Origin of the sequence: Okeania hirsuta, from assembly GCF_003838195.1 — a bacterium.
In the GTDB taxonomy this organism is placed as follows: Bacteria; Cyanobacteriota; Cyanobacteriia; order Cyanobacteriales; family Microcoleaceae; genus Okeania; species Okeania hirsuta.
The window spans coordinates 1-5,115 of sequence record NZ_RCBY01000366.1; the positions used below are offsets into that span (position 1 = coordinate 1).

Annotated in this window: 4 protein-coding genes; 3 read left to right on the forward strand and 1 reads right to left on the reverse strand. The window is 31.8% G+C overall.

The annotated features are described in order from the left end of the window. The first annotated feature begins 213 nt into the window (after window positions 1–213). Window positions 214–411 (forward strand): ribbon-helix-helix domain-containing protein, encoded by a 198-nt coding sequence (locus D5R40_RS30195; protein ID WP_124146476.1) that lies wholly within the window; start codon window positions 214–216, stop codon window positions 409–411. A gap of 269 nt (window positions 412–680) precedes the next feature. Here the strand turns inward: D5R40_RS30195 and D5R40_RS30200 are convergent, their stop codons facing one another. Next, entirely contained in the window at window positions 681–1,145 is a 465-nt protein-coding gene (locus tag D5R40_RS30200) for an HAD domain-containing protein (RefSeq protein WP_124146475.1), read from the reverse strand. A gap of 588 nt (window positions 1,146–1,733) precedes the next feature. On the opposite strand from D5R40_RS30200, the gene D5R40_RS30205 reads away from it, so the two are divergent. Next, complete coding sequence (locus tag D5R40_RS30205) at window positions 1,734–3,695, forward strand: DUF6798 domain-containing protein (RefSeq protein ID WP_124146474.1); 1,962 nt, start codon at window positions 1,734–1,736, stop codon at window positions 3,693–3,695. A gap of 144 nt (window positions 3,696–3,839) precedes the next feature. After that, the gene (locus D5R40_RS30210) at window positions 3,840–4,406 is read left to right on the forward strand and encodes a Uma2 family endonuclease (protein WP_124146473.1); all 567 of its coding nucleotides are present in this window, start codon (window positions 3,840–3,842) and stop codon (window positions 4,404–4,406) included. The last annotated feature ends 709 nt before the right edge of the window (window positions 4,407–5,115 follow it).

A 5,115-nucleotide genomic window follows, 5' to 3' on the forward strand; every position in this document is an offset into this window, starting at 1 on the left:
TCAGTTATCAGTTATCAGTTATCAGTTATCAGTTATCAGTTATCAGTTATCAGTACCTCCTACTGAAATAGGAGGGTTGAGACCTTATTTTTTGGTCAAGATGTATTTGCCAGACTTTGCTAGCAAATTATATTATAGCGAGGCATAGCACAACACAAGTTAGTCAGTTATTTGTATGCTTAATATTAGATAAATAAGTATTAGGTGTTGAAAATGGGCGGAAAAACAGATTTAGATAGAGTTGTAGCTTATATTCCTCCAGAGTGGAAAAAAGAGTTAGAGAAATGGGCAAAAGAGGATGAACGTTCTGTGTCTTGGTTGGTAGGCAAGTTAATTGAGCGAGGTTTAGAAGAACATCGAAACCATCAAAATTCTGAGAAAGTAGTTCAACAATTAATAATTAATAATTAATAATTAATAATTACCTCTCCTTGAAAGTATATAGGATTGACTCCAAGGAAAAATCTTTCTTGTTTCTCCTTTAAAGGAGAGGTTTTAAGCCTTAATTATTCGGTAAATAATTGATGAATAAGAGTAGGATAATTGATTTAATTTTGGATTTTTGGAGATTTATAATAAACATTTCCGATAAGTTAATACGTATTTAAAATGCGTATTGGCAAGTCATAATTCAGAAGTAATATTGGTCTACTAATATGAAGCAATGTAGTTATCCTAGTTCAACTTGCTGATAATAGATAAAGTTCTAAAGCTAATGCTGCTGATGCGTCAAAGCCATTATAAGCATCAGTAATAACTATGTGAGTATCAGGGGGATAATGCTCTGGAATATCATCAATTGCTACCCATGAATATCCTAAACAATTGTTATTTCTTAAAAATTTAACTACTTCTTGATGTCGAATATATTCAAATTGATGGATAATTTCTGGGTCTAAAAAAGGTGTAAACCCAACTACTTTCTCCCTAAAGTCTGGAGAAAATAAAGACCGAACAAATTCAAAGGAAAATAATTCTCTCCATGAAGATGAGATGACAACTAATACTCCTGGATATAGTTGTACAATATCTTCAAATAGACTTAAAAAAATTGGATCAAATTGAAGATCATTTTCTTTGTATATTGGGGAATCAAAGTTTTTTTCAGGAACTAGAACGCCATCAATATCTAGAAATATCCACATCTTAGAAAAATACTCTTTGCTTAAAAATCATTACTTTTTTAGCATCTAGTGAGACTTATAAGTAGAGCAAACTAAAAAAAAGACATTGCATTTTTAATCAAAAAAACCCTAAAGGCAATCAATATAAACTTTTGAGCTAATTTACAATTTGATACATAGCGCCCAAAATTTACCATGTTCTACTTAGCAGTTTTCATTAACATAGAATACAGAGATTTTGGCTTAAAGGCAGAGGACAGAAAGCAGAAGGCAGAAGGAAAAAAAAGTTAGAAGGAAGAAAGTTTTTTGAACGCTAATTAATTATCTGGACATAATATTAGACAACTAAAAAAGTTAGTTTTTTTGTCAAAAGGAAATTTCCTGTAAAGTCTTTTAATCGCACTTATTATTCATAACATTATTTTTTCAAATTGGCATTAGATATTTTCCTGACAAAAACACTATATGTACCATAGTGCTATAGTTTTTATCTAGTATATATAGTACATTAACCTAAGTCCTGTTAAAATTGGTATAACCAGCTTATAGACAAAAAGAGTAATGTTTTAGAGTTAGTATATTGATTCATTATTCTTTTTCCTGCAACAAATGTGGCATATCAAAAAATATAGTTGGCATTTTTTTCTATCCCTATTTGCTTTTTTAATTCTCGGTGCATTTATTACGAGAGGATACACTTTTCCAGTAGGAAATCATTATACCCATGTTCCTCAAATTAAATCGATGTTGCATCCTGAACTCTATATTAATGATTACTATGTTCAGGAAATGTTGCAGTTTACTCCCAGATATTACTATCAACATTTAATTTATTTTCTCAGCAAATTTATTGGTAGTATTTCCCTCACATATTTGATTTATTATCTAATTTCATTGATTGGTTTTATCTGGGGTTTATCTGCTATTAGTAAAATTTTTACCACCTCAAAACTATCTACGGCAGTTTTAATTTTTCTGAGTTTAAAAGCTTACACTTTAATTGGATATTTAGAACTTTTTCCTAATACTCCCATACCTGCAACATTTGCGATGAGCTTAACAGTTTGGGGGATTTATTTCTGTTTTCGGCAAAAATGGATAATTGGTTATTTATTTTTTGGTATTGCTTCAATATTACAGTTTTTAGTTGGTATTTTGCCAGGAATAATGATGATACCTATTATGTTGATTGAGGGGATAAAAAATCGACAATTTAAACAAGTAATTTTGCCGTTAATTATTTTATTTGGGTTGGCAAGTTTAGTTTATCTGCCAATGGTATTAACTGGTACGACTAGCACTGATAAATTGAGTAATGAAGAATTTGTTTTTATCTACGGTTGGGTAAGAAATCCTCATCATATTATTCCTACTTATTGGAGTTGGAAAATTAGGCTGGATTTTATTTTTTTTATTTTGGGTGGATGTTTGTGTATTCACAAAGTTGATATTTTTCGATCAGAAGATTTTTTACAGAAGTCGGGAAAAGGAAAGATAGAAAAGATAACAGGAAGGAAAAAAGATGTAATTTTTACTAATGTAATTTCTCTAGAGAAATGGAAGTTTTACCTAATTATTGCAGAGTCAATTTTTGCTTTGTTTTTGGGTTATATTTTTGTCGAAGTTTATCCACTAGCTTTATTTGCTAAATTGCAGTTAGCACGAACTGTTCCTTTTGCTCAATTGATGATATTTATTGCTGTGGGTATTTTGAGCGATCGCTTATATCAACAGGGTAATTTAGGAGTAGGTTTACTGTTGATAATATCTCTAATTTTGCCAGTGCCATATCAAGGAATTTGCTTTTTTATTTTATCGGTTGGATTGTTTTTTTTGGAGAAATGGAGTTACAAATTAGTAGTCTGGTTAATAGTTTTAGCTGGATTAATATTTTACTTATGGCAGTCACGGATAGATTCAAATTTTAATCATTTATTGGCAAAACTTAGTTTATTTTTGGTGTTAATATTTCCGTTTGTTTTGGATGAGGTTGATTTAGCGTTGGTGAAGTCTAGTGGCAGCTACATAGCTAGGAAATATTTAATTACTTATAGTTTGGCTGGAGTCACAACTTTAGTATTTGTTTTGGGATTATTTGAGGCATTGCCAGGAAAATTTTTAGAGGTATTTCAACAACAGGTAAAATTTAACAGAGTTCCTCAAGATGAAGTGACGAAATTAGCTTTAAGATTTAGACAAATTAGCGATAAAAACGACATAATTTTAATTCCTCCATTTGTGTCAAATTTTCAGTTTTTTTCAGAAAGGGCGGTTATTGTAGACTTTAAACATTTTCCTCAAACAGATAGCGGAATTAGGGAGTGGAAAAATCGAATGGAAGATGTTTTTGGCGTAGATTTGAATGATAAGTTAGCGGTGGGTGCGATGGAAATTTTGTTTCCACAACAGACGGGAAAAGAATTAGTTAATGTGGCGAAAAAATATGGAGCTGAATATATTTTGACTAGGGTTAATTGGCATGGAGATATTCGAGGGAATATTGTAGTTAGAGAAGAAGAATGGGTTATTTTTCACATAAATGATGATGTAACACAGGCATCTTGCCAGTAATAGTTGTACTATACCCTGGATAAAATTTACTTTATTATTACTAATCTTATCTCAGTTATAATGTTGTAGTGGTAGTTAGGAGTCAACGGACGTTTTATGCAACATCCTTACTTCCTACTTCCTACTCCTTACTCCTTATTAATTATGTCAAATCTCACAGTTAAAGAGTTGGAAATTTTGCAAGGTACTCTAAATCAAGCAGGTTTAGATTATCAACTAGAATTAGAGGAAGGAAAAATATTAGTTGTGGGTCTATCAGATATTGTTTCTAGTGAAATTGGCGTTCGCTTAATAGCTTCTCTTTATGCTTGGGTTAACCCACGTCGTCTTGGACGTTTATTTGATTCTAGTGCTGGTTTTATTATTTCAGATACTAATTTAAAAGTACCCGATGTTTCTTTTGTTCGTGCCGAGCGCCTGAAAAAAAGCGTTCGTTATTTTGGAGAATTAACGCCTGATTTAGTAGTAGAAATTAAATCTCAAAGTGATAGAATAAAACCTTTAAAAGAGAAAATCAAGAAATATTTAGAATTAGGAGCGCAAGTAGGAATATTGATAGACCCTGACGAGGAAATAGTTATTGTTTATCGCCCTAATGGTGAAGAAATTGAGTTTAAAAATGGAGATAAGTTGACTATTCCTGAACTATTTGGTGAGTGGGAATTGCCTATTGTTGAACTTTGGCCGCCTGTGTTTGATGATGAAGAATAAACTATCTTGATTTTAGGTGGTAAATTAATAAACTATCTTGATTTTAGGTGGTAAATTAATAACTAAAAAAAATTCCCAGAAAACCTCGAAACTTTAAAGCTGGATATTCTTAATTAGATTACTACTCAATGTAATAATCGCGAGTTTAAATTTTATGGCATCCGGTTTGTTTGCAGTTTAGTAATACTCTGGAAAAATCTGCCCAGAAATATAGCGCTACCTACAAGGCAAAAGTCACTCATACAAAAGTCAAAAATAATCTATGACTAAGTTTGAGAATTTATAGTCATTTTAGTTTAGGTTGATACAAGGTTTTCTCGCTGTAAAAGGGTTTCACCTCAAAAAGCGTTTCATTACTTATTTAAAATGACTATATAAATGTCCTAGCCTTTGCTTCGATTGCTATGCAAAGGACTTTCTCCAAAGTACAAGTCTAAATAAAAAACCCCTAGAAAGCGCCATTGGGATGGTAAACTTCTAGGGGATTATTCTTCACATTTAGGGGGGAAAAGCGCTCCAAGAAAAAATACCCCTCGTGCCAATTATCGGAAAACTAAGAACTAGCACAGGTTGTCGATCAATTTGTGTAAGCTAATAGAGCGCTTTGGGTAGAGGAGAAAGATTTTAGATATTTTGAGTTCTAATGTATGATCAACTTTTGGTAGTCAGTCAGTTTGTGGAATAAGGGTGGAATGGGTCAATGCACCAT